Source organism: Staphylococcus sp. HMSC34C02, assembly GCF_001838705.1.
Classification (GTDB): Bacteria; Bacillota; Bacilli; order Staphylococcales; family Staphylococcaceae; genus Staphylococcus; species Staphylococcus borealis.
In genome coordinates this window covers 135,397-155,565 of sequence record NZ_KV838583.1, presented here as the reverse complement: position 1 = coordinate 155,565, position 20,169 = coordinate 135,397, and the positions used below count along the sequence as shown (strand labels likewise).

At 31.2% G+C, this 20,169-nt stretch carries 27 protein-coding genes and 1 riboswitch; of the genes, 17 read left to right on the top strand and 10 right to left on the bottom strand.

What is annotated here, in order from left to right; genetic code table 11:
* Positions 1 to 72: 72 nt before the first annotated feature.
* Entirely contained in the window at positions 73 to 810 is a 738-nt protein-coding gene (locus HMPREF3239_RS06960) for a hypothetical protein (RefSeq protein ID WP_371106761.1), read from the bottom strand.
* Between the two features lie 160 nt (positions 811 to 970).
* On the opposite strand from HMPREF3239_RS06960, the gene HMPREF3239_RS06955 reads away from it, so the two are divergent.
* Positions 971 to 1,207 carry a hypothetical protein gene (locus tag HMPREF3239_RS06955; protein WP_070855152.1) on the top strand — a complete coding sequence of 79 codons (237 nt, stop codon included), beginning with the start codon at positions 971 to 973 and terminating at the stop codon, positions 1,205 to 1,207.
* Between the two features lie 117 nt (positions 1,208 to 1,324).
* Here HMPREF3239_RS06955 and lnsA read toward each other — a convergent pair whose 3' ends face one another.
* The 3 genes from lnsA to tsaA all read right to left on the bottom strand — a co-directional run bounded on the left by lnsA (position 1,325) and on the right by tsaA (position 2,491).
* Positions 1,325 to 1,906: a lipoprotein N-acylation protein LnsA gene (gene lnsA / locus HMPREF3239_RS06950; protein WP_053029870.1), complete on the bottom strand. Its 582-nt coding sequence runs from the start codon at positions 1,904 to 1,906 to the stop codon at positions 1,325 to 1,327.
* Between the two features lie 115 nt (positions 1,907 to 2,021).
* The gene (gene tsaT, locus HMPREF3239_RS06945; protein WP_070855151.1) at positions 2,022 to 2,210 is read right to left on the bottom strand and encodes a type II toxin-antitoxin system toxin TsaT; all 189 of its coding nucleotides are present in this window, start codon (positions 2,208 to 2,210) and stop codon (positions 2,022 to 2,024) included.
* Positions 2,211 to 2,233: 23 nt separating this feature from the next.
* Positions 2,234 to 2,491 (bottom strand): type II toxin-antitoxin system antitoxin TsaA, encoded by a 258-nt coding sequence (gene tsaA, locus HMPREF3239_RS06940; RefSeq protein ID WP_053029868.1) that lies wholly within the window; start codon positions 2,489 to 2,491, stop codon positions 2,234 to 2,236.
* Positions 2,492 to 3,041: 550 nt separating this feature from the next.
* Here tsaA and HMPREF3239_RS06935 point away from each other — a divergent pair.
* Complete coding sequence (locus tag HMPREF3239_RS06935) at positions 3,042 to 3,245, top strand: sterile alpha motif-like domain-containing protein (RefSeq protein ID WP_053029867.1); 204 nt, start codon at positions 3,042 to 3,044, stop codon at positions 3,243 to 3,245.
* Here HMPREF3239_RS06935 and HMPREF3239_RS06930 read toward each other — a convergent pair.
* The gene (locus HMPREF3239_RS06930; RefSeq protein WP_053029866.1) at positions 3,237 to 3,479 is read right to left on the bottom strand and encodes a hypothetical protein; all 243 of its coding nucleotides are present in this window, start codon (positions 3,477 to 3,479) and stop codon (positions 3,237 to 3,239) included. The two genes, HMPREF3239_RS06935 and HMPREF3239_RS06930, sit on opposite strands and share 9 nt — an antisense overlap.
* Positions 3,480 to 3,705: 226 nt before the next feature.
* Between HMPREF3239_RS06930 and HMPREF3239_RS06925 the strand changes: the two genes are divergently transcribed.
* Positions 3,706 to 4,314, top strand: coding sequence for a histidine phosphatase family protein (locus HMPREF3239_RS06925; protein ID WP_070855150.1), 609 nt, complete (start codon positions 3,706 to 3,708; stop codon positions 4,312 to 4,314).
* Between the two features lie 213 nt (positions 4,315 to 4,527).
* On the opposite strand, the gene HMPREF3239_RS06920 is transcribed toward HMPREF3239_RS06925, so the two are convergent.
* The 3 genes from HMPREF3239_RS06920 to HMPREF3239_RS06910 form a co-directional block, all read right to left on the bottom strand.
* A complete protein-coding gene (locus HMPREF3239_RS06920; RefSeq protein ID WP_070855149.1) occupies positions 4,528 to 5,145 on the bottom strand; it encodes a LysE/ArgO family amino acid transporter in 618 nt (205 codons plus the stop codon).
* Between the two features lie 120 nt (positions 5,146 to 5,265).
* A complete protein-coding gene (locus tag HMPREF3239_RS06915) occupies positions 5,266 to 5,757 on the bottom strand; it encodes a GNAT family N-acetyltransferase (RefSeq protein ID WP_070855148.1) in 492 nt (163 codons plus the stop codon).
* 466 nt (positions 5,758 to 6,223) lie between these two features.
* Positions 6,224 to 6,646, bottom strand: a complete 423-nt coding sequence (locus tag HMPREF3239_RS06910; protein WP_053029860.1) for an organic hydroperoxide resistance protein — start codon at positions 6,644 to 6,646, stop codon at positions 6,224 to 6,226.
* A gap of 163 nt (positions 6,647 to 6,809) precedes the next feature.
* On the opposite strand from HMPREF3239_RS06910, the gene aroD reads away from it, so the two are divergent.
* Positions 6,810 to 7,547 (top strand): type I 3-dehydroquinate dehydratase, encoded by a 738-nt coding sequence (gene aroD, locus HMPREF3239_RS06905; RefSeq protein ID WP_070855147.1) that lies wholly within the window; start codon positions 6,810 to 6,812, stop codon positions 7,545 to 7,547.
* A gap of 70 nt (positions 7,548 to 7,617) precedes the next feature.
* Positions 7,618 to 8,157: a nitroreductase family protein gene (locus HMPREF3239_RS06900; RefSeq protein ID WP_070855146.1), complete on the top strand. Its 540-nt coding sequence runs from the start codon at positions 7,618 to 7,620 to the stop codon at positions 8,155 to 8,157.
* A 320-nt stretch (positions 8,158 to 8,477) separates the two neighbouring features.
* Here the strand turns inward: HMPREF3239_RS06900 and HMPREF3239_RS06895 are convergent, their stop codons facing one another.
* Positions 8,478 to 8,801 carry a thioredoxin family protein gene (locus tag HMPREF3239_RS06895; protein ID WP_070855145.1) on the bottom strand — a complete coding sequence of 108 codons (324 nt, stop codon included), beginning with the start codon at positions 8,799 to 8,801 and terminating at the stop codon, positions 8,478 to 8,480.
* Positions 8,802 to 8,942: 141 nt separating this feature from the next.
* On the opposite strand from HMPREF3239_RS06895, the gene HMPREF3239_RS06890 reads away from it, so the two are divergent.
* The 7 genes from HMPREF3239_RS06890 to HMPREF3239_RS06860 all read left to right on the top strand — a co-directional run bounded on the left by HMPREF3239_RS06890 (position 8,943) and on the right by HMPREF3239_RS06860 (position 13,456).
* Positions 8,943 to 9,296, top strand: coding sequence for an arsenate reductase family protein (locus HMPREF3239_RS06890; protein ID WP_053029856.1), 354 nt, complete (start codon positions 8,943 to 8,945; stop codon positions 9,294 to 9,296).
* 114 nt (positions 9,297 to 9,410) lie between these two features.
* A complete protein-coding gene (gcvH, locus tag HMPREF3239_RS06885) occupies positions 9,411 to 9,791 on the top strand; it encodes a glycine cleavage system protein GcvH (RefSeq protein WP_053029855.1) in 381 nt (126 codons plus the stop codon).
* A 190-nt stretch (positions 9,792 to 9,981) separates the two neighbouring features.
* Entirely contained in the window at positions 9,982 to 10,368 is a 387-nt protein-coding gene (locus tag HMPREF3239_RS06880) for a toprim domain-containing protein (protein WP_053029854.1), read from the top strand.
* Positions 10,361 to 10,657, top strand: coding sequence for a thioredoxin family protein (locus tag HMPREF3239_RS06875; RefSeq protein ID WP_070855144.1), 297 nt, complete (start codon positions 10,361 to 10,363; stop codon positions 10,655 to 10,657). The genes HMPREF3239_RS06880 and HMPREF3239_RS06875 overlap by 8 nt, the downstream gene beginning before the upstream one ends.
* A 57-nt stretch (positions 10,658 to 10,714) precedes the next feature.
* Positions 10,715 to 10,820: riboswitch (SAM riboswitch) on the top strand.
* An 86-nt stretch (positions 10,821 to 10,906) separates the two neighbouring features.
* Positions 10,907 to 11,932: a methionine ABC transporter ATP-binding protein gene (locus HMPREF3239_RS06870; RefSeq protein ID WP_070855143.1), complete on the top strand. Its 1,026-nt coding sequence runs from the start codon at positions 10,907 to 10,909 to the stop codon at positions 11,930 to 11,932.
* Positions 11,925 to 12,620, top strand: coding sequence for a methionine ABC transporter permease (locus HMPREF3239_RS06865; RefSeq protein ID WP_070855142.1), 696 nt, complete (start codon positions 11,925 to 11,927; stop codon positions 12,618 to 12,620). Before HMPREF3239_RS06870 ends, HMPREF3239_RS06865 begins: the two co-directional genes overlap by 8 nt.
* 20 nt (positions 12,621 to 12,640) lie before the next feature.
* Positions 12,641 to 13,456 (top strand): MetQ/NlpA family ABC transporter substrate-binding protein, encoded by an 816-nt coding sequence (locus tag HMPREF3239_RS06860; RefSeq protein ID WP_053029847.1) that lies wholly within the window; start codon positions 12,641 to 12,643, stop codon positions 13,454 to 13,456.
* Positions 13,457 to 13,728: 272 nt separating this feature from the next.
* Here the strand turns inward: HMPREF3239_RS06860 and HMPREF3239_RS12460 are convergent, their stop codons facing one another.
* Entirely contained in the window at positions 13,729 to 13,893 is a 165-nt protein-coding gene (locus HMPREF3239_RS12460) for a hypothetical protein (protein ID WP_016931019.1), read from the bottom strand.
* A gap of 158 nt (positions 13,894 to 14,051) precedes the next feature.
* Here HMPREF3239_RS12460 and HMPREF3239_RS06855 point away from each other — a divergent pair, with 158 nt between their 5' ends.
* From HMPREF3239_RS06855 to HMPREF3239_RS06835, 5 genes are all read left to right on the top strand, one after another.
* Entirely contained in the window at positions 14,052 to 14,246 is a 195-nt protein-coding gene (locus HMPREF3239_RS06855) for a CsbD family protein (protein ID WP_053029845.1), read from the top strand.
* Positions 14,247 to 14,533: 287 nt separating this feature from the next.
* Positions 14,534 to 17,701 carry a type II CRISPR RNA-guided endonuclease Cas9 gene (gene cas9, locus HMPREF3239_RS06850; protein WP_070855141.1) on the top strand — a complete coding sequence of 1,056 codons (3,168 nt, stop codon included), beginning with the start codon at positions 14,534 to 14,536 and terminating at the stop codon, positions 17,699 to 17,701.
* Between the two features lie 3 nt (positions 17,702 to 17,704).
* On the top strand, positions 17,705 to 18,607 hold the full coding sequence (gene cas1, locus HMPREF3239_RS06845) for a type II CRISPR-associated endonuclease Cas1 (RefSeq protein ID WP_070855140.1): 903 nt from the start codon (positions 17,705 to 17,707) through the stop codon (positions 18,605 to 18,607).
* Positions 18,608 to 18,611: 4 nt separating this feature from the next.
* Positions 18,612 to 18,920: a CRISPR-associated endonuclease Cas2 gene (gene cas2 / locus HMPREF3239_RS06840; RefSeq protein WP_070855139.1), complete on the top strand. Its 309-nt coding sequence runs from the start codon at positions 18,612 to 18,614 to the stop codon at positions 18,918 to 18,920.
* An 11-nt stretch (positions 18,921 to 18,931) separates the two neighbouring features.
* The gene (locus tag HMPREF3239_RS06835; protein WP_070855138.1) at positions 18,932 to 19,936 is read left to right on the top strand and encodes a hypothetical protein; all 1,005 of its coding nucleotides are present in this window, start codon (positions 18,932 to 18,934) and stop codon (positions 19,934 to 19,936) included.
* The last annotated feature ends 233 nt before the right edge of the window (positions 19,937 to 20,169 follow it).

Genomic DNA, 20,169 nt, shown 5'->3' with positions numbered 1-20,169 from the left:
TAGCTTCATTATATTATTTTTGTCCCAGCCTCATGTTAGCTACTCTCTATGTCTATTCAACTCAATTTTTTACTAATTACGCTTGTACTTATCATATTTACCGTTAGCTATATCTTGTTCGCGTTGTTGAATTGTTTCATATACTTCATCAGCATCATCACCATCATAATAACCTTCTTCAATGGCGTGTTTTGTTTGAAGTTCTCCTGAAGATAAGCCACCGTTATATTTCTTTCTCAAAGCATCAACATACTCATCCTCATTAGTGGCAGCATTGATTTCTGCATTAGGATCATCAATATCATCTGTCTCAGAAGTTTGGTTTGATTGATCATAAATTGATTTTTCTTGTCCACGTTCAACGCGTAATGAGCTTTCGTATGCAGCGCTTGCAGGGCCTTCCATCACATTCCCTTGAGGAATGACGCCATTAGCTACTGCGCTATTGTATGCAGCAATTTTTTCTATTTCAGTATAGTTATTACTATAAATCACTGTTTCTAATGTTGCTCGATCAGTTATATTTTGAACATCAATTTGCTTAGTGTCTTGGGACACTGAGTCTTGTTTGTTAGACGAGTGGTCGTTATTACTTTGTTGCGTGGATGGATGATCACTTTGCGTATCTTTGTTTGATGATTTAGCACTAGACTGTTGATTGACTTTCTCTTTATCATTATCTTTGTTATCTTGAGATGTTGTCTTAGACTTAGAATGATCGTTTTCCTTGTCTTGGTTTGAAAAGCTACAGCCAGCTAATAGAACTAGGCTTAATAATAATGTAAATAAAACTTTTTTCAATATAGTCACTCCTAAATTTAATATATTATTATTTTATAATGAAATAGATATTGAATGTTTTTATTTTTTGAAAATATTTTCAAAAACAAATTTACATAAAACATACAGTAACTTCATTAATATTTTACAAAATAATGGTAAATATGAAGTGAATAGGATGTGAGATAACATGAATAAAAAATTATTAAAAAGGTACTTTGATAACAATGATTTTAAAGCCATTGCGATTGTGGTAGGTACTAAAAAAATGGTGATGGAAAATGATATTCATTTAGATTATGAAAATGAAATTATTATCTATCCGCTAAAAAATTGTACACGTATTATCCCGTTTAGTTCTATTTCGTATATTGATTTATTAGAAGAAAACGAGCATTTCATTAATTATTTCAAAGAAACAGTATAATCAAAAAAGCCTGAGACAACAATCGATGTCTCAGGCTACAACTATATATTGGCAGTAGTACAATGAAATAAAATTTGAAAAAATCTTATTTCTGTCACACACCCTTGCGATATCTATTTAGTATTGTTTAACTAATTGGAGTTGGTAATCATCAGTGAAGTTGTCGACTAGGGCATAAGGGGAAATGATAAGTAATCCATGTTCATTAATAGCATTTTTACTTACACCATATTTGTACGCCTGATAAATAATTTTAGTGCAGTATGTAAATCTTTCGCTCTTAAGATTTAAAGTGACTAAATAGGTTTTATCTGTATCTTTATAGTGTGTTTCAGCCCATTTGGCAGCTTTCTCTCCAGCACCTGGCATAGTACAACGATAAATTTTAATCCAATCATCCTTTCCTTCACCAAATCGTTGTTTGAAAGAATGAAAGGATTCAGTAATGGGTTCATCACCTGGACCTTCTATTTGTAAAACAGTATCATGATCTAATGCAATGCTTGAATGTCCAAAGAACCCAAATAAAACTGGGCCCTTAGTAAGTATGATATCACCTGGCTGTAAATCAAAATCATCTTCGGTTGGAGAGAGTACTTTTGTATCATCTGTATGCGCGATTGCATGCGTCGAATAAGGTAGAAAAGTAATTAATATTACTAATTGTATTTTTATAAATGAAGAAATTAGACATTTCATTTTTGTACTCCTTAGTAATTATTAAGCATTTATGAATATTGCATATAGATAACAATAAAAAAGGGCGTGCGACAATGAATGTAATAAGATTCCTGTCACACTCCCAAATTCACCGCTATAATATACCGAATATGAATACATAGATTAATAATGCAAATCCGAAAATATAAAATATGACGGTAAAGCCTAAGTATGATTCTTTGCGTTCTTCTCTTTTAGATTTAAGTAATAAGCCCAATATAATTGAGGCTGCTACTACGAAAATGATCCCGAGCCATAATAATATGGTTAAATGCAAACTCATGTGTAAGCCTCCTAAATATTAATTTAAAAAAATGTATATACCATAGGATAAATGTAGTATAGAAGCATAACAATATTAATTAGAAAAATCACTTCGCTAACTATGTTCTTACAAATAAGGGCAGTACTCAAACTTAATATAATGGTAATGCCACTAACCGTAAGTCCTGGAACTAGCCAAAAGAAATCATCTAAATCTGGATTATAGGTGACAACGATATTAAAGCCCAGAAATAAAAGTGTCATAAAAATATTTATCCAAAAAATTTTATTATTATTCATGGGTGTCACCTCTTTATAATTCGTTAAACTTACTAACATCATATCATTTATTTTATACCGGTAACACGAGTTAATCAAAGTAATTAAATGTTTTTATCTTAATATTGAAATTTGGTGAAAATTTAGTTGCTTATATTTGGAAAGTAAGCAATAATGAATATCAAACTAATATGACAACATTTTTAAATACAAAAAGCCAACCGCTATAAAGCAACGGTTGACATCATATCTCTTATTAAATTAAAAATTGAGTTGAATAGTTATTTTCAAATTCATATATGCTGCACAATTAAATAAACGTACCTCGAATGATTCACTTAATTGTAACAATTACAACAAGAAACCATTAAATAAATGATAAATTTAGTGATTATTTATTGGGTTAATGATTTAATAATCTTTAACAGTATATTAAATGTAAGACATTATATACTACAAATAAGCAAAATAAATGCTAATTACATATTAAAGTTGAGTTATATTATATGTTTAGACAAAATTAATAATGAAATATTCAAAGAAAGCATAATTAGACTGAGGAGGGGGAACTATGACATTTTATGATTTTGTAATTGGGTTTATTAATGATGATACGCCTCTTGGAAGTTTAGCTCAGTATATCGAGAATGACGGTGAGTTTCCGAAACATGAACGAAATAATCAAGTAATTAGAGCGTATGTTATGTCAAACTACGTCGATCACCAACTTATTGAAAGTACAAATAGAGCAATAAGTTTATATAAATTAATTTGAGTGAGCGTAATACCAATTTTGCGTGTTTAACGCATTCCACACATCTTTAGTTTTAAAGTTAATTTCATTATTTTTTATTGAAAAAGGTTCAATAATATTTCTGTCCATCCAAGAATTAATTAATTCTTGGGGAACACCATCTAATAGCATGTCAGTTTTGCTTATGATTAAACATTCCCAATCTAACGAGAGCTTATTTGGATTAACATAATTATATTCATTATGATTGCTCATCAATGACACTCCTTTTAGAATTGTGAATCTTATAATAATTAATACCCATCATGACGGGATTCAAACCACTTTATAAATTTTTTCAATGTTCTTGTTTTTGAAAATTAAAAAATTAATGTATACTATTACTCGAAAATTCAATTGTGCTTAAGCATTGTTAGTAATTAGTAACACTTTCGATAAAAGTGAATGATTAGAAGCAAAATTTAAGTTTGAGGTGTATATAATGGTAAAAACTCTCTATTTAATGAGACATGGACAAACAATGTTTAATCTAAGAGGCAAGGTGCAAGGGGCAAGTGACTCTCCTCTAACAAACTTAGGCATCGCTCAAGCTAAACAAGCAGGTCAATATTTTGAGGCACATCAAATTACATTTGGAAATTTATATTCATCAAGTTCGGAACGTGCATGTGATACGTTAGAATGTGTTGTACCTGATCAAGACTATAAGCGTCTAAAGGGACTTAAAGAATGGCATTTTGGGATTTTAGAAGGGGAAAGTAATGATTTACTAAATTCGAATTATGATGTCGAAGATGCATTTGGAGACCGTTTGGTTGTGTTTGACGGAGAATCTAAGGAAGAAGTTGAAGCGCGTTTTATCGGCACGTTAACCGAAATTATGCGTACCACAGACAGTGATACTAATTTAGTTGTCAGTCATGGAACGACACTTGATGTTTTTTTAAGAAAAGTTATTGGAGATACAGCAGCAACGCAATACTTTATTGGAAATTGTCATATTTTAAAATTTACATATGACAATAACGTATTTCAATTTATAGAAAAAATTGATCCAGAAAATGGAGATATTTCTAAACATGAAAATTAAATGGGTTCATGAAGGGAGTGGGACAGAAATCTTTTTAAATTCGTCGTCCCACCCCCGCAAGGATGACTAGAACTGAAAAAAGCTTGATTTAAGCGTATTTTCAGTTCAGTCAGCTACTGCGAATTTGCAAAATAGCATTATTATATTATTTATGTCCCAGCCTCTTTTTGTGCTATTTAGAATGAGTCCTTAGCGCATATACAACAACACTTTTTAAAATAATAAATGGAACATTTTTTGAAGTATCATTAATGCAACGATAACAATGATAATGCTTGATATTTTATTTAATATTATCAATAATCGACCGGACTTATCAAAGTGACCCACACTGCGTCCGGCAATTGCTAAAAAGATAAACCACAACCATGAAATACTAATCGTCGCTATAGTAAATGCTATCTTTTCAGAACCGGCGTAGGCAGAAGCACTTGTACCAATTACTCCAATTGTATCCATAATTGCATGTGGATTAAGGAGTGAAACAGAGAGAGCGAAGCTAATTTGCTTAGCAGGTGAGATTCCCCTCTGATCATCTAATTGCGTACTTTGTTCATGCCACAATGACCATGCCATATATAGTAGAAACACTAATCCAATGATGTATACTACAATTTGGAGCAATGGAAATGACATAAGGATTAAAGATACACCTATGACAGCTAATACTATGAGTAAAGAATCACATAGTCCAGCGGTAATTACAGCAGGCAGTGCATGCCGAAATTTCGTTTGATTAGCACCTTGGTTAAAGACAAATATATTTTGGGCACCTAAAGGTAGTATTAAGCCTATTGCCAATAAGAGCCCGTGTATAACAGCTTGTATCATTTTATACCCCACATAGAAGCGATTTTGAATTAACAAATTCTGAAAATTTAGAATATAAAACCCATTATAAAGGTCATATATGAAATGTCTAGAAAAATGTTAAGCAATTATGAAAAAGGGTTAGACAATATCATACAATAACCAATGTACATCAAAATATTCATCACCAATTTTTGAAGATTTCGCTTCAAGTCCTAACGTTTCAAATCCTAAAGTTGAGAAAAAGATTTTACCGGTAATGTTATTAGACGTCACACATGTCATTAGTTTTTCGATATTACGAGATTTGGCATGATCTAAAGCAGCTTTCATTAAATCTTGAAGTGTTGTTTCATCCTTCTTATCAAGAAAGAATAAATTCTCTAGCATGGCTTTATGGGAAGTTCCAACTTGTTTTAACTGACGTAATGTCACACATGCAACAAGTTTATCATCCTTGAAAGCACCGATTATATTACAAAATGCTTCATCATCAGAAAGTATTTGATTCAGGTCATCATTAGAGATATTCTCGAGGTATACTTTATCCCATGAATACGTGTGGGAATTACTTGATAATAATTGAGTATAATATGCTAAGTCATTTTGTTTTAGTATACGAATCGTTGTCATTATGTCCTCCTATACCTATCATAGATTACAGTTCTATAATCGCAAAATTTGTATGATTAATAGGGCAAGCTCAAAAAAATTGATGTAAAAACAATTTTATTATAAACTATTTGAGATTTAATATGTATAAATGTTTTATAAAGTTATTTATTTACTGTATTTATAGAATAACTTAAATCTGAAAATTTCACAAAAAAAGAAGACACAAAAATTCTAGAAAAAATTTTTGTGTCTAAAGGTAAGGGAGTGGGACAGAATTCTTTTGAATTCGTCGTCCCACTCCCAGCTTGCTTAGCTTGTAGAATTTCTTGATGAAATTCTCTTTGTTGGGGCCCCGCCCGCAAGGATGACTAGAACTGAGAAAAGCTCGATTTAAGCGTCTTCTCAGTTCAGTCAGCTACTGCGAATTTGCTAATTAGCGTGATTATATTATTTATGTCCCAGACTGTATTTATTTAAAACGCAGTTATTCTACAACTTCCACATTTAAGTCAACGTCGATATTACCACGTGTTGCTTTAGAATATGGACAGAATTCATGTGCATCTTGTAAATATTTTTCAGCGTCTTCTTGAGACAATACATTTTTTACTTTAGCATCGATTGCTACACTTAGTTTTGGACTTTCTGCATCAGGATCATCTTCAAGGCGTACAGTTAAAGTTACTTCTGGCTCAGCGCCACGCACTTTATTTTGTTTTAAGATAAGGTCAAAAGCACCATTAAAGCATGAAGCGTAACCAGCTGCAAATAATTGTTCAGGGTTAGTTGCTTTTCCGTCCGCTTGTTGTGGTGGTAATACATCTACATTTATTGCATTATCGTCAGTGTTTACATGTCCTTTACGTCCACCAACGTTTGTTGCTTTTGTTTCATATTGAACTGCCATTATTATTACCTCCTAAATTCGTATACAATCATTATCTACCCATTTATAAAATATTAAATCATTAAATAGTAAATTAATCGATAAAGTAAGTAACTTGAGGTTGGAGATAGACTGACAATAGTTTAAAATAAATGCAAGTTTAATTTAGGAAGAAGGAAACTTTATGACTAACGTTGAAGTGGCTGCAACAGTAGCTCCGAATCAATTATTGGATACAGCAACACTAGATGATATTCAGGCCTTTAATGAAGATATGGATATACTAGAATTACGAATTGATCAATGGAAACAACAACATCTTGAGTTACTTGAATCCAATCTCAAGCGTCTACAAGATATGAATTTGAGCGTTAAAGTTCTAGTAACATATCGTACGCTGTCACAAGGTGGCCAAGGTGAAATGTCGTATGAAAGCTATATGGCTTTATTGAATAACATTATCAAAGATTATCATTGCCATATGATTGATATTGAATGGGATATTGAATGGGATAGTGATTGTGATGTCAGTGCATACCGAGATTTAGTCAATTTAGCACATCAAAACAATAAACAAGTTGTCATTTCATATCACAATTTTGAAGAAACGCCTGAAACAGATATATTAAAATTTACTTATTATAAAATGAATCAATTAAATCCTGATTATGTCAAAATCGCTGTGATGCCTCATGGCAAAGAAGATGTGGTTACGTTACTTGAAGCAATGGCAGCAAGTGCAGATACATTAGATGCGAAAGTGATTGGTATTTCAATGTCTAGTACTGGTTTAGTGAGTAGAACTGCGCAAGGTGTATTTGGCGGTACAGTATCATATGGATGTTTAGGTGAACCTCAAGCGCCAGGACAAATACATATCAATCGTTTAAAACAGCAATTACTATTTTATGAGAATCATTAATAGACATTTGAAATTAAGTGGTAAAGGCTTTATAATTGAGAAGAATTATCAATAATAAGGGGCGATAATTGTGGAACTACAAGAAGCAATTGCTTCAAGAAGAAGTATTAAGAAATTTAAACATGATATGACTATAGATGACAATAAGCTTTATCAAGCGATTGAGAAAGCAGCAGATGCTCCAAACCATGGAATGCGAGAACCATGGAGAATTATCCATATAGCTAAGGATAGATTAGGGGAGATGAGTAGAGATGTTACGCATTTTGCTTTTCCAAATGACCCTGATAAACAAGAAGACCACTACCAGAATGTGACTAATTTGGGTGGCATGTTAGTACTCGTGCTTAAAACAGATCCAAGACAACGACAAAATCGCGAAAACTTCTTTGCGATGGGTGCGTATGCTCAAAATTTAATGCTACTATTGCATGAACAAGGTATTGGTACATGTTGGAAGACACAACCTTATATTTTTGAACCTAAAGTTCGAAAAGTATTTGGTGTACAAGGAGACGAAATTATTGCAGGTTTCCTATATTTAACAGATTTAGAAGAAGTGCCACCAAAAGCACCACGTAAAAATAAACATTTAATTTCTAAGTATTAGAATGAACGGGGAGAGTGGACTGAAATAAAATAAATTCGTTGTTTCTCTTCATTAAAGAGAATTTCTTGATAAAATTCTCTTTACTTAGGCCCGGCGACAATCATGACTAGGTTTGAAAGAAATTGATTTAAGCGCATTTTCAAACCAGTGAGTTATTGCTAAAACGATAAGTAGGCTGAGACATTTTATATTGTCCCAGCCTACTTATTTGAGTTAGAAGCTGACCAATTTGACAAGGTCTGAAAGACAAGCTTATCTCAATTTCAGTCAACTACGCCGTAATATAACGACCCAATGTTTAAATTATTTTTTGCTACGTCCTATTTATTAAACGTTTCATCTAAAAATGATTCTACTTGTTCAGGTGATTTAGCATTTGCAGAATGTAAATGTGCGCGTTTATTACCATTTTCAAATACTAATAAACTAGGAATACCCATTACATCATTTTCTGCAGCTACATCTTCAAGTTCATCACGATTTACAGTGTACCATTCGTAATCGTTATACTTTTCAACGATTGGATCAATCCACATATCCATCGCTTTACAATCAGGACACCAACCGGCTTCAAATTTAACGATAACGGGTTTATCACTTTCGATTGTTGATTTAAACGCATCAGTTGTAGTAATACTTTGCATAATAAACGCTCCTTTTAATAAATACTAAATGTATTATAACGAATAATTTACTTTAAATGAAAAATTAAGCTTAAAATATAGAGCGTTTACATAGATTATCTGATATATTTAAAATAAGACGAAATAGGAGGTTACATCTGAATGATTAAATTTTATCAATATTCAAATTGCACAACTTGTAAAAAAGCAGCAAAATTTTTAGATGCGCATGGCGTAAGTTATGAGCCGATTGACATTGTACAACACACACCAACTAAAAAAGAGTTTGAAGATATTATCGATAAAACAGGTGTAGAAGTTAATAAACTATTTAATACGCATGGTGCAAAATATAGAGAATTAGGTTTAAAAGATAAATTAAAAGATTTATCTACTGATGAAAAATTAAATCTATTAGCTTCAGATGGCATGTTAGTTAAACGACCACTAGCTATTTCTGGAGAAAACATCACATTAGGATTTAAAGAAGATCAATACAAAGAAATTTGGTTATAGTTTAAAATTACAAATTTTATTTATATAAATTATTGTAACTTTTACTTTAATAGTTGAATGAAACCTTACTGTATGGCATCATTAAATTGTAATTAATTTTAGGAGGGGATTCTCGTGGCAGTACCGAGCGAATTAAAATATTCAAAAGAACATGAATGGGTAAAAGTTGAAGGCAACACAGTAACAATTGGTATCACTGAATACGCACAAGGCGAATTAGGTGACATTGTATTTGTTGAATTACCAGAAGTTGATGATGAAATCAACGAAGGGGATACTTTTGGTAGCGTAGAATCAGTTAAAACTGTTTCTGAATTATATGCGCCAGTATCTGGTAAAGTTGTAGAATCAAATGAAGAATTAGAAGATAGTCCTGAGTTTGTTAACGAATCACCATATGAGAAAGCATGGATGGTTAAAGTTGAACTTAGCGATGAAAGTCAATTAGATGAATTATTATCAGCTGATCAATACAAAGAAATGATTGGTGAATAATTAATTTAAACTCCTTGATTGCGATCATGGAGTTTTTATTTTGTCTTTTTATCTATAAAGTAATCATCTCAGTTTGGTAGGGTGTCTTTAATTGCGTACATTGTTAAGTAATTGTAAATGATGTTTAAGGTATTCGCGTTCTGTGAAGAAGTAACTGATTGTTTATTATCGACTTAGAAGGTGGATTAACATGGCAATTTTAAATAAAGTTATTATTGTTGAAGGCAAATCTGATAAGAAGAGAGTACAACAAGTCATCGCTGAACCTATCAATATTATTTGTACGCATGGTACAATGAGTATTGATAAATTAGATGACATGATTGAAACATTATATGACAAGCAAGTCTTTGTGCTAGCAGATTCAGATGACGAAGGTGAAAAGATAAGAAAATGGTTTAAACGTCATCTTAGTGAATGTGAACACATTTATGTTGATAAAACATATTGTGAAGTTGCTAGATGTCCCAAGAACTATCTTGCGCATGTATTGAGTAAACATGGCTTTACAGTACGTAAAGAAAAACGTCTAATTCCCAATTTAACGACTGAAAGGTTAGTAATCATGCATGAGTAAATCTGTAGAAATTGAAGATATTAGTGAGAATTTTAATAAAGATAAACACCTCATTTTCGGATACACACCGATGTGTGGTACTTGTAAAATGTCTGAGCGCATGCTCGATATTGCGAATGAAATACTACATTTACCCGTTAAAAAAATCGATTTGAATTACCATCCTAAATATAGTGAACGTAACAAAATTATGTCAGTACCTGTTCTAATTGTTATGAATAAGGATATAGAGATAGATAGAATTTATGCATTTCAATCTGTACCTTATTTGTTAGAAAAATTAAAATAATTGTTGACGAAATTATAGTGCAATGGTAGGATATAAATTAATTAAATAGTGCGAAAACTCTTATCAAGAGAGGTGGAGGGATGTGCCCTATGAAGCCCGGCAACCGTCTATTATTAGAAATGGTGCCAATTCACATAAAGTTAATTACTTTAGAAGATGAGAGAAAGATGAATCAATGCTTTCTCAACTTAATCTAAAGTGAGAAAGCATTTTTTTAATTACATAATGAATTTTAAGGAGGCACTAAACGTGATTAAGTTAAATCAAGTTGTTAAACGCTATCACACAAAAGATAAGGATGTACTAGCAGTTGATCACGTTAACTTAAATATAGAAACGGGCTCTATTTTTGGAGTTATCGGATTCTCTGGTGCTGGTAAAAGTACGTTAATTAGAATGTTCAATAATCTAGAAGCGCCTACATCTGGCGATATTATTATAGATGGCGATAATATTAACAAACTTTCAAAAGCAGAATTAAGAAAAAAACGTCAAAAAGTAAGTATGGTATTCCAACACTTTAACTTATTATGGTCAAGAACGGTACTTCGCAATATTATGTTCCCGTTAGAAATTGCAGGATACTCTAAAGGTAAAGCAATTGAAAGAGCACGAGAATTAATTGATCTTGTTGGTTTGAAGGGACGAGAAAATGCTTATCCTTCTGAATTGTCAGGTGGTCAGAAACAAAGAGTCGGCATCGCACGAGCTCTGGCAAACGAACCAGATGTTCTATTATGTGACGAAGCTACTAGTGCATTAGACCCACAAACAACAGATGAAATATTAGACTTACTGTTAAAGATTAAAGCGCGCGAAAATCTTACAATTGTGATCATCACACATGAAATGCACGTTATCAGACGTGTTTGTGATGAAGTAGCAGTCATGGAAAGCGGACGTGTGATAGAGCAAGGTAAAGTAACGCAAGTATTTGAAAATCCACAACACGAAGTGACTAAACGCTTCGTGAAAGATGATTTAGATGATGATTTTGAAGAATCTATCCAACATCTTGAACCGTTAGATTCAGATGCTTATATCGTTAGACTTAATTTCAATGGTGATAATACGACAGAACCCGTTGTTTCGTACATAAGTAAAACACATAACATTGATATCAATATTCTTGAGGCAAATATCAAAAACACACGTGGCGGTGCAGTAGGTTTCTTAGTGGTTCACATACCATATATTGCTGAAACAGAATTTGAGACATTTAAAGATGATTTACATCAGCAACATGTAAATGTGGAGGTGGTTAAGCATGGATAAATCATACGGTGATATTTTCAAAGAGATGATTACAATGCCTAACGTCCAGTGGCCAGAAGTATGGGAAGCCATTTATGAAACGCTTTATATGACTATTGTTTCGACGATTTTCGCATTTATTTTTGGTTTGATTTTAGGTGTACTTTTATTCCTATCAGCCAAGAGTAATTCGAAAGGTGCTAGAGTCTTTTATAGTATCGTTTCATTTATAGTTAACCTGTTCCGAGCAATTCCATTTATCATCTTAATCTTGTTATTAATTCCATTTACAAGTGTCTTACTCGGAACAATAAGTGGTCCAACGGGTGCTTTACCAGCATTAGTCATCGGCGCAGCGCCATTCTATGCAAGATTAGTTGAAATTGCTTTTAAAGAGATAGATAAAGGTGTTATAGAAGCGGCTTGGTCAATGGGAGCAAGTACTTGGACGGTTGTTCGTAAAGTACTATTACCAGAAGCAATGCCAGCACTCGTTTCAGGTATTACCGTAACAGCGATCGCATTAGTTGGATCTACTGCAATTGCAGGTGTTATTGGTGCAGGTGGTTTAGGTAACTTAGCTTACTTAACAGGATTCACGCGTAACCAAAATGATGTCATTTTAGTTTCAACTGTATTTATTTTAATTATCGTATTTATAATCCAATTTATTGGGGATTGGATTACAAATAAAATTGACAAACGCTAAAAGAAAAGAGGAATGATTCAATGAAAAAACTTTTAAGCTTAATTTTAGTACTAACATTAACTGTCGTTTTAGCAGCTTGTGGCAATGGTAGTGGGGACAAAGATAAGAAAATCGTTGTAGGTGCATCTCCAGCACCACACGCTGAAATTCTAGAAAAAGCGAAACCTTTACTTAAAGAGAAAGGCTATGATCTAGAAATTAAAACGATTAACGATTACACAACACCAAACAAATTGTTAGATAAAGGTGAACTAGACGCGAACTATTTCCAACACGTACCTTACTTAAAAACTGAAAGTAAAGAAAAAGGGTACAAAATTGAAGATGCAGGTAAAGTTCACTTAGAACCAATGGCTGTTTACTCTAAAAAATATAAAAGTTTAAAAGACCTTCCTAAAGGTGCAACAGTATATGTTTCAAACAACCCAGCAGAGCAAGGTCGTTTCTTAAAATTCTTTGTTGATGAAGGATTAATTAAAATCAAAAAAGGTGTAAAAATCGAAGATGCTAAATTCGAAGATATCACTGAAAACAAAAAAGACATTAAATTTAACAGTAAACAATCAGCAGAATATCTTCCAAAAATCTATCAAAACGAAGATGTAGATGCTGCAATCATCAACTCTAACTATGCAATTGATCAAGGATTAAGTCCACAAAAAGATTCAATTGCTGTTGAAAAAGCAAACAACAACCCATACGCAAACTTAATTGCAGTTCAAAAAGGACATAAAGATGATGAAAAAATCAAAGCTTTAATGGAAGTATTACAATCTAAAGAGATTCAAGACTTCATTAAAGATAAATACAAAGGTGCAGTTGTACCAGCAAAGTAAGCATAGAGGCTAGGTCATCAATAATATAATGATGCTATTTTGCAAATTCATAGTAGCTGACTGAACTAGAAAAGCGCTTAAATTAAACTTTTTCAGTTCTAGTCAACCTTGAGGGCGCGGAGCCCTAGCAAAGAGAATTTCATTAAGAAATGCTTCAAGTAAAGCAAGCTAGGAGTCGGGGCCCCAACACAAAAAATCACGAAAGTGATTTTACCAGCTAAGCAAGTTGGGGTTACGACGAATTTTAAAAGAATTCTGTCCACTCCTTTAATTTAGAAAGATTTTCTATCTTTATACAGTATGCCGACACCTTGTCCGCCAGATCCCATTGTATAGTCAAATTTTATAACTTCAATATATGGATTTTCTTCTAAGAAACGATTTACCTTTTTAGTGAGGCCGCTTTCAGTCATTGCAGTAAAATTAATGAATTTCATTATAACCACTCCTTAAATTGATTTATTTCATTATCATTATAGTTGAACGCATATGTAAAATGAAAAAATTAAATTTTTACGAATACGATGTTTAAACATGTTATTGTGTGGTATTTATTACTATACAAGATATACAGACTATCAAGGAGGAATCTCAAATGGCTGAAGATAAATTTGAACAAGCAAAAGGTAATTTAAAAGAAACTGTTGGTAATGCTACTGACAATAAAGATTTAGAAAAAGAAGGTCAAAGCGACAAAGCTTCTGGTAAAGCTAAAGAAGTTGTTGAAAACGTTAAAGAAAAAGCAAACGATGTTATCGATAAAGTAAAAGGTAACAACGATAATAAATAATTTGTTTATAATACGAAGCGCAAGTGCTTAGCACTTGCGCTTTTTTTCATATCCAAGCAACTTTTGTTGCGACGCATGTCTAAGGGAAAGTTTATAGAATCATTTGTGATTCAATACATCGCTTGTCTTTGTCATTAGTATAGGGAACTTTATGAATAGGGACACTATTATTTTGTAATAAAACTTTAAGAAAATAAAAAAATATTTAAAAATCTAGTTAAAAAGTATTACAACGCATTTTGTTTTAAATTATAATCAAATTATAAAATAGGGGTGGGTGATTTAAAGTGAAAACAGATTATATTTTAGGATTAGATATAGGTATAACTTCAGTTGGATATGGCATTATAAATTACAATGACAAATCAATTATTGATGCCGGAGTGAGGTTATTCCCTGAAGCTAATGTAGAAAATAATGAAGGACGTAGAAGTAAAAGAGGCGCTAGAAGGTTAAAAAGACGAAGAATCCATAGATTAGAGCGTGTTAAACAATTATTAAAAGATTATAAGCTACTCGATTCTATTGATGTCATGCCTCAATCAACAAACCCTTATGAAATAAGAGTGAGAGGGTTACGAGAAAAATTAACGAGAGATGAATTAGCAATCGCATTATTACATTTAGCTAAAAGACGCGGTATACATAATATAGATGTTATAGATCAAGAAGAGGATGCATCTAACGAACTTTCTACTAAAGAGCAGTTATCAAAAAATAATCATTTATTGAAAGATAAATTCGTATGTGAACTTTTACTTGAAAGATACAATGAAGGTAAAGTTAGAGGCGAGAAAAATAGATTTAAGACGGCAGATATTGTTAAAGAAATAAAACAAATTTTAGAAACACAAAAAGAAACGCATCATTTGGATAATAGTTTTATTGATAAGTATGTTGAATTAGTGGAGACAAGAAGAGAATATTATGAAGGTCCAGGTGAAGGTAGTCCTTACGGATGGGGTGCTGATTTAAAGAAATGGTATGAACATTTGATGGGCCGTTGTACATATTTTCCTGAAGAATTAAGAAGCGTTAAGTATGCATACTCTGCTGATTTATTTAATGCATTAAATGATTTAAATAACTTAGTAATTCAAAGAGATGGGCTAAATAAATTAGAATATCATGAAAAATACCACATCATTGAAAATGTGTTTAAACAAAAGAAAAAACCTACTTTAAAACAAATTGCTAATGAAATAGGTGTAAAACCAGAAGATATAAAAGGTTATAGAATAACTAAGTCCGGTAAAGAAAACTTTACTGAATTTAGACTGTATCACGATTTAAAAAAATCTCTAAAAGACCAAAGTATATTGGAAAATATTCAGTTATTAGATCAAATTGCTGAAATTATAACTATCTACCAAGATAAAGAGAGCATTAAAAAAGAATTAGAGCAATTAGCTGAACCAATTAATGAAATAGATAAGGAAAGTATTTCTAACTTAGCTGGTTATAACGGTACACACCGACTTTCTTTAAAATGTATAAATTTAGTATTAGAGGAATTATGGCATACTCCTAGAAATCAAATGGAAATCTTTGCATATTTAAATATTAAACCTCGAAAAATTGACTTAAAGAAAGCAAATAAAATACCTAAAGATATGATTGATGAGTTTATACTATCTCCAGTAGTGAAAAGAACGTTTGGTCAAGCAATCAATGTTATCAATAAAGTAATAGAAAAATATGGTGCTCCTAAAGATATTATAATTGAGTTGGCGAGAGAGAATAATACAAAAGATAAACAAAAATTTATTAATGAATTACAAAAGAAAAATGAAAAAACAAGACAGAGAATAAACGAGATTATCGGAAAAACAGGTAATCAAAATGCGAAGCGATTAGTTGAAAAGATTAGACTTCATGATGAACAAGAGGGCAAATGTCTGTATTCTCTTGAGAGTATACCGTTGGAAGACTTATTAAATAATCCTAATCATTATGAAGTAGACCATATTATTCCTAGATCTGTATCATTTGATAATTCATATCAAAATAAAGTTCTCGTTAAGCAAACAGAAAATAGTAAAAAAGGTAACCGTACACCATACCAATACTTAAATTCAGGAGAAGCGAAACTATCCTATAATCAGTTTAAACAGCACGTGTTAAATCTTAGTAAATCAAAAGATAGAATTTCGAAGAAGAAAAAAGACTACTTACTAGAAGAACGAGATATAAATAAATTTGAGGTACAAAAAGAATTTATTAATCGAAACTTAGTTGATACGCGATACGCTACAAGAGAATTAACCAATTATTTAAAAGCATATTTCAGCGCTAATGATATGGATGTTAAAGTGAAAACAATCAATGGTAGCTTTACAAATCATTTAAGAAAAGTATGGGAATTCAAGAAAGAACGTAACCATGGTTATAAGCATCATGCTGAAGATGCGCTAATTATCGCTAACGCTGATTTCTTATTTAAAGAAAGTAAAAAGTTAAAAGCAGCAAATAAGGTTTTAGAACAACCAGAACGTAAAGAGATAGAAACTAAAATTGAAGTTGATAGTGATGAAGAATACCAAGATTTATTTGTCATTCCACAGCAAGTAAAAGAAATTAAAGAATTTAGAGATTTTAAATATTCGCATAGAGTGGATAAGAAACCAAATAGACGATTGATCAATGACACACTATATTCAACAAGGGTAAAAGATGATGACTTATATATCATCTCGCCGATTAAGAATATTTATAGTAAAGATAATACAGATTTAAAAAAACATTTTAAAAAGAATCCTGAAAAATTCTTAATGTACCAAAATGATCCAAAAACGTTTGAAAAACTAGAAGTGATTATGAAGCAATACGCTAATGAGAAAAATCCATTGGCTAAATATCACGAAGAAACAGGAGACTATTTAACTAAATATAGCAAGAAAAATAATGGACCAATTGTTAAATCGATTAAGATGTTTGGTAAAAAGGTTGGAAATCATTTAGATGTTACTAATCAATATAGCAATTCGAGAAACAAACTTGTGAAATTATCATTTAAGTCGTATCGTTTTGATGTGTATCTGACTGATAAAGGTTATAAATTCGTTAGCATTACATATTTGGATGTACTTAAAAAAGATAATTATTATTATATTCCTGAAGCCAAATATGAGAAATTAAAGTTAAATAAAGGTATCGATGCTAAAGCTAAATTTATTGGAAGTTTTTATTATAATGATTTGATTGAACTAGATGGTAAGGTATATACAATTATTGGGGTTAATGAAGATAAGAGAAATATTATAGAACTCAATTTTCCTGAAATAAATTATAAAGAGTATTGTGAGATTAATGGCGTCAAGGGTAGTGGAAGATTAAGGATAACAATAGGTAAAAAAGTGAATAGTATTAGAAAATTATCTACTGACGTTCTAGGAAATAAATATTATCAATCTTGCGCCGAAAAGCCACAATTAATATTAAAAAAAGGAATCTAAGCTATGAGTTGGAGAATTGTGTATATAACAGAAGTTAATCACATGTCACTTAATTTAAATAGCTTGAAAATCAAAAAAGGCGATCTAGAAACTAAGATTCCTTTAGCTGATATTTTTGCGTTAGTTATTGAAGATTTAACTGTTACATTAACATCCAGATTATTAGTAGAACTCTCGGATTATAATATTTTAGTTATCTTTTGCAATCAAAAGCATTTGCCAGAATGCACTTTACAACCGATATCAGGTCATTTTAATCAATATACGCAAATGAAAGCGCAATTAAAATGGGATGTAGCTCGTAAAAGTGAATTGTGGCAATCAATTGTAAAGCAAAAAATTCAAAATCAAATTGAATGTATGAAGTATATGCACATTGATACTGTGCGAATTCAAAAAATGACAGAGTTAAAGCAGTCAGTATTGATATACGATCGGAATAATATTGAGGGTCAAGCTGCAAAATACTATTTTAATAGTTTCTTTAAAGATTTTACAAGAGATAATGATGCGCTTATAGAGAATGCGGTTTTAAATTATGGGTACACTATTTTGAATGCTGCAATAGCTAGAACGATAGTCGCAAAAGGCTTAATACCAGCAATTGGCATCCACCATATTGGAGGGAGAAATCATTTTAACTTAGCATCAGATTTAATTGAACCATTTAGGGCGCTAGTTGATTTGTTCTTATTGAAACATCCTCCTGAAGACTATTTAACGAAAGCGTATAGATTAAAAATAATTAATCTATTACATGCACGTGTTGAAATTGATGGAAAAATGCAAACGGTTATTCGAGCTATTGATATCATGGTGCAATCTATAATTGAGTATTTTAAAGACGGTGATATTAAATCATTAAAGTTTCCTAGTTTGAGTAAATATTCATTTTATGAGTTATAGATTTATGAGAGTACTATTAATGTTTGATCTACCAGTTGAAACTAAGAAACAAAGAAGAATTTATAGTAAATATAGAAAGCAACTCATTGAGGATGGATTTTTAATGATGCAATACTCAATTTATATCAAGAGTGTCATAAATAAAGATGCGGCAAACCAAACTATAAAAAAAGTAAATACTTTTCTACCTCAAGAAGGTCATGTCAGGGCAATCATGATAACTGAAAAGCAATATCAACATATGCAAATACTTTTAGGAGAAGAAAATCATAATATAGAACTATTAGGTGATAATAGAACTATTATTTTTTGATAAGAGAAAATATGGAACATATCATATGGCAAATAAAATCTGAAGCAGTACCTACAGTGAATCTGAATATTGGCCAATACACTGCTATCTATAATGAATTTGAAACCATTGAAGAGGACATACTTGAACTTATTGATCAATATTTTAAAAAGAGAAATTCAAATAAGAATGAAGTTTCTATTATAGAATGTACTAATCATGAACTAATTTCTAATCTTGAGTATGAGAGTTTTATTATTGATAATAACAAAATAGAACTTGAGCATTCATTAGGCGCCGCATCTATTTTGAATAAGAAACTTCAAAGAGATTTTGCTAATCACATTGAAAGTTCAGGATATTTAAATTCTATTAATCAACTTCTAAATGATTTACTAGAGATGATTAATTACAATGAATTACCTTTACAAATAAAGACTTTAGATATTAAATATTTCATTAAGTTATTAAGCTTTGAATATGAAATGAAGAAGGATTATACAAAATTAGTAAACAGAATAGAGCAAGTGCTACCTTTAATCGTTGATGAATTAAACAAGCTATACAATAATCATTTATTATTGATTTACTTATATCCTGAAGCAAATTTAAGTCCTAAAGAACAAATTAAATTGAAAGAATTGTTGTTAACGCTCGATGCAAACATAATTGTATTAACAGGATCATTACATTTTCTATCCGAAGAATGGAAATACAATAACTATATAAGAGATGGTAAGCAAAAAAACACATCTGAATTTCTGGAAGAATTAGAGTGGAATGCGCCACTTAATTTTGATAAGAGCGAACTGGAAGAAAGTTTGAACCGATTCATTTTAACTTATCAAGATAAATTAGAATTAAATCCCGTAATATCTAATTATCAAATAGCACAAATTATGTTATTTAGTGCTATTGATATATATGTTGGCGTTTCATATATGCAACATTGTAATCACAAATTTGAATTGAAAATTAAAAATGAATTACTGCCTAAAAGCATCAATAAATATTTAAATCAACAATCGTTGAATTAATTACTTTGCTATAATTAACATAATAATCTATTATTATCTTAGTGAATGAGTTTAGCTAACTTGTTCACTGAGATACCTTTTTATAAACTAATTCTTTTAGCGATTTTATATTGCTAGAGGTTTTAGTACTCTGTAATGTTTTAGTACTCTGTAATTTTAGTATAAGTGAAACTGCCATATCTACAATTAAAACATCGAGTAGTTTTAGTACTCTGTAATTTTAGGTATAAGTG